Below are 3,735 nucleotides of genomic sequence, written 5' to 3'. Positions count from 1 at the left end.
GCCCAATGTCCGCATCATGGAGCTGCGGTACGACGAAGCGCCGTGGACCCGCGAGTTCCTGACCCACCCAGTGCGCCTCGAAGATGGATGCGTATGCGTTCCGGACCGGCCCGGGTGGGGATCGGACATAGACGAAGAAGCCCTGCGCGCGCACCCTCCCGCCCCAAATTGATTCAATCTCGGAGTGTTTTTCATGCGTCTTCTTTACTGGGCCAATGCGAAGATCGGCCGCACGCAAATCCTGGAACGGCTGGGCGCGGTCGAAGGACTCGAGTTGGTGACGGTCGAAAGCCTCGATGACGTCCTGGCGCGCCTGCCGAGCGCCGATGCCCTGGCGCTATACGACCCCCCGCTCGACCAGGCGCGGCAGCTGGTGCAAGCCCTGGAGGCCCCAACCAGCAAGGTGCGCTGGATGCACGTCCTGACGGCCGGCCGCGAAAAACTGGAACAGGCTGGCCTGCCGCGCCACATTGCCGTGACGTGTGCAGCCGGTGCCAACGCCGTGGCGGTGGCCGAGCATGCCCTGGCCCTGATGCTCGCCTTGTGCCGGCGCCTGCCCGATGCCGTCGAGGCGCGGGCCCGCGGCACGTGGGACCGCAGCATGGCGCGCAGTGCATCGTCGCTCGAAGGCGCCACGTTGGCCATCGTCGGCTACGGCTACGTCGGTCGGCAGATTGCCCGCCGGGCGCGGGCTTTCGACATGCACGTGCTTACCGTGTCACGCGCCGCGCAGCGCGATGAATGGGTGCACGAGGCATTGCCCATGGAGCGCCTGCATGAGGCGTTGGCGCGGGCGGACGTCATCGTCACGAGCATTGCGCTCACGCCCCAGACGCGCCATTTGCTCGGGCGGGCGGAGTTCGCGCAGTGCAAGCGGGGGGCGTTGCTGGTCAACATTGCGCGCGGCGGGGTGATCGACCAAGCTGCGCTCTGCGACGCACTGGCATCCGGACAACTCGGCGGCGCCGGGCTGGACGTGACAGACCCCGAGCCGCTCCCGGATTCCGATCCGCTATGGAAAGCGCCCAACCTGCTGTTGACGCCCCACTATGCGGGCGCTGGTAGCCCGCGCGGCCTGGAGCGCATGGCCGAAGGGCTCGCCGAGAACGCGAGGCGCTTCATGGCGGGCGAGGAATTGCTGCACCGAGTATCGAGCTGACAGAAAGATCGGCCCCATGACACCAAAGAGGAGATACGCATGCCAACTCGTCGAGACTTCATCGGAACGCTCGCGGCAGCGTCCGCGCTTCCGGCGCTTTTCCATTCACGGTTCGCCGCCGCGCAAGGCGCGCCGGCGGTCAAGCAGCTGAGCGTCGTGGTGGGATTCCCCGCAGGAGGCGGGACGGACGTCATTGCGCGCCTGATTGCCGAGAAACTGCGGGGCGCCTATGCCGAGACCGTGATCGTCGAAAACAAGCCGGGCGCCGGCGGCCGCATCGGCGCCGAATACGTGAAAGGGCGTCCCGCAGACGGAAGCACGGTGCTGTTCACGCCCGCGTTCCCGATGGTCATCTATCCGCACGTGTACAAGAACATGCCCTACGACACGCTGCGGGATTTCACGCCTATTGCCCTGACCCATCGCGGCGTGGTGGCGTTCGCGGTCGGCCCAGCCGTGCCGCAGAGCGTCAAGACCCTGCAGGATTACGTGGCTTGGGCCCGGGCCAACCCCGAGCAAAGCACCTTCGGCGCCCCGCCAGGGTCCACGCAACATTTCGCCGGTGCCCAGTTCGCCAAGTCGGCACAGGTCCCGCTGCGGCTGATCAGCTACAAAGGTGGCGCCCCGGCGCTCGTCGATTGCCTGGGAGGACACATCGCCGCCGTGGTCGCCCCCCTTTCCGAGGCCGCGCCCCAACGCGGAGAGGGCAAGCTGCGTGTGCTCGCCACGACGGGGAGCAAGCGCTCGCCCGCCATGTCGGATGTGCCCACCATGGCCGAGGCAGGGTACGCCGACGTGGTGTTCCAGGATTGGAGCGGCTTCCTCGGTCCGGCGGGCATGGCGAAAGAACAGGTGGCGCGCCTTAACGCCTTGGTCAAGGACGCCGTGTTCTCGCAGAACGTCTCGGAGGCCATGATGAAGCTGGGTTCGCCGCCGGATTCCGTGCCTCCCGACGAGTTTGCCAGGGAAGTCCGGGCGGGCTGGGAGAAGTACCAGCGCATCATCAAAGAGGTTGGATTCGTCGCGCAAGAATGAGCGGGGAAGAGACATTCGGTTGCATCGCCGGTGCGCCGCGGGCGGCGGCGCCTTTTAGAATCGGAGGACCTGCATAGATAAGAAGAGGCCGGCGATGACCGACAGGCCAGACTCGGGCGATACCCCGCTGAAGCGGGTGATGGGGCCGAAGTTGCTGTTGCTGTTCATAGTGGGGGACATTCTCGGAACGGGCGTTTATGCGCTGACCGGGCAGGTTGCGGGAGAAGTGGGCGGCGCCGCATGGGCGCCGTTCCTGGCTGCCTTCTTCATCGCGCTGCTGACGGCGTTCTCCTACCTCGAGCTCGTGACGAAGTATCCGCGTGCCGCCGGCGCGGCCCTCTACGTCCACAAGGCATTCGGCCTGCACTTTCTTACCTTCCTCGTGTGCTTCACGGTCATGTGCTCCGGCCTGACCTCGGCCTCGACTGCGTCGCAAGCCTTTGCCGCCAATTTGTTCGCGGCGTTCCACGTCGAGGCTAACCCGCTTTGGGTCACGCTGGGCGCCGTCGGCTTCATGCTGTTGGTCATGCTGGTCAACCTGCGGGGCGTCTCCGAGAGCGTGAAGACGAACGTCGTGCTGACCCTGGTGGAGCTGGGCGGCCTCGTGCTCGTCATCCTGCTCGGTTTCTACGCCATGAGCCGGGGTGGTGCCGATTTCTCGCGCGTCGTGGCGTTCGAAACCCCCGAGGACAAGAGCGTGTTTCTCGCCATCACCTCTGCCACAGCGCTGGCGTTTTACGCCATGGTGGGCTTCGAGGATTCGGTCAACATGGCTGAGGAGACCCACGATCCCCACCGCATCTTCCCCAAAGTGCTGCTGACCGGGTTGGGCTTCACGGCCGCCATCTACGTGTTGGTCTCCATCTGCGCGGTCGCCCTGATTCCGGTGGGCGAGCTGGCCTCGAGCTCTACGCCCTTGGTACTCGTCGTCAAGCGGGCGGCCCCCGGATTACCCACCGAAACCATCATGCCCATCATCTCCATGTTTGCGGTGGCGAACTCGGCGCTGATCAACATGATGATGGCCAGCCGCCTGCTGTATGGCATGTCGCGCCAAGGCGTGCTGCCGGGCTTTCTCTCGCACGTACACGAGCGCACCCAAACCCCGTGGTCTGCTATTGTCTTCACCACGGTGCTCGCGATCGGCTTGATCGTGCTCGTCACCGCAGCCAGCGACTCGGAGGCCATCCGCGCGCTGGGCGGCACGACCGCGCTGTTATTGCTCGCGGTGTTCGCGTTCGTCAACGTGGCCGTGCTGGTGCTCCGGCGCGACCGCGTCGAGCATGCGCATTTCCGCACCTCGGCCCCGGTTGCCGCGTTGGGCGCCTTAGTGTGCCTCTTCATGGTCACGCCCTTCACCGGTCGCGACACCATTCAATACGAAGTGGCCGGTTGGCTGCTCGTGCTCGGCGTCTTGATGTGGGGCCTGAATCTGCTCGTGCATCGGAAGGCGCCTGCGCACCTGGATCCCGAGCGATTGCGTTAGGTGCAGCGCCTGCCGTTCCGGCTCAGTGGCGGCCTTGCGAGCGCACTTGCAGCGG

General features: G+C 65.9%; 4 protein-coding genes. All 4 read left to right on the top strand.

Annotation, left to right across the window (positions count from 1 at the left end):
- Nucleotides 1-13 precede the first annotated feature (13 nt).
- The 4 genes from IRZ12_RS17610 to IRZ12_RS16445 all read left to right on the top strand — a co-directional run bounded on the left by IRZ12_RS17610 (nt 14) and on the right by IRZ12_RS16445 (nt 3,680).
- Nucleotides 14-172, top strand: a complete 159-nt coding sequence (locus IRZ12_RS17610; protein ID WP_367181601.1) for an enolase C-terminal domain-like protein — start codon at nt 14-16, stop codon at nt 170-172.
- Between the two features lie 21 nt (nt 173-193).
- Nucleotides 194-1,159: a D-2-hydroxyacid dehydrogenase gene (locus IRZ12_RS16455; RefSeq protein WP_296470799.1), complete on the top strand. Its 966-nt coding sequence runs from the start codon at nt 194-196 to the stop codon at nt 1,157-1,159.
- Between the two features lie 39 nt (nt 1,160-1,198).
- Entirely contained in the window at nt 1,199-2,194 is a 996-nt protein-coding gene (locus IRZ12_RS16450) for a tripartite tricarboxylate transporter substrate-binding protein (protein ID WP_296470797.1), read from the top strand.
- Nucleotides 2,195-2,288: 94 nt separating this feature from the next.
- Nucleotides 2,289-3,680: an APC family permease gene (locus tag IRZ12_RS16445; RefSeq protein ID WP_296470793.1), complete on the top strand. Its 1,392-nt coding sequence runs from the start codon at nt 2,289-2,291 to the stop codon at nt 3,678-3,680.
- Nucleotides 3,681-3,735: the final 55 nt, after the last annotated feature.

The sequence above is a fragment of the Pigmentiphaga sp. genome (genome assembly GCF_019689535.1).
Taxonomy (GTDB): domain Bacteria; phylum Pseudomonadota; class Gammaproteobacteria; order Burkholderiales; family Burkholderiaceae_B; genus Pigmentiphaga.
This window is presented reverse-complemented; position numbering and strand designations above follow the sequence as displayed.

Bases quoted from the DNA above. Each gene is read 5' to 3' on its own strand.
- IRZ12_RS16455 (WP_296470799.1), top strand. From the start codon at position 194: ATGCGTCTTCTTTACTGGGCCAATGCGAAGATCGGCCGCACGCAAATC.
- IRZ12_RS16445 (WP_296470793.1), top strand. From the start codon at position 2,289: ATGACCGACAGGCCAGACTCGGGCGATACCCCGCTGAAGCGGGTGATG.
- IRZ12_RS16450 (WP_296470797.1), top strand. From the start codon at position 1,199: ATGCCAACTCGTCGAGACTTCATCGGAACGCTCGCGGCAGCGTCCGCG.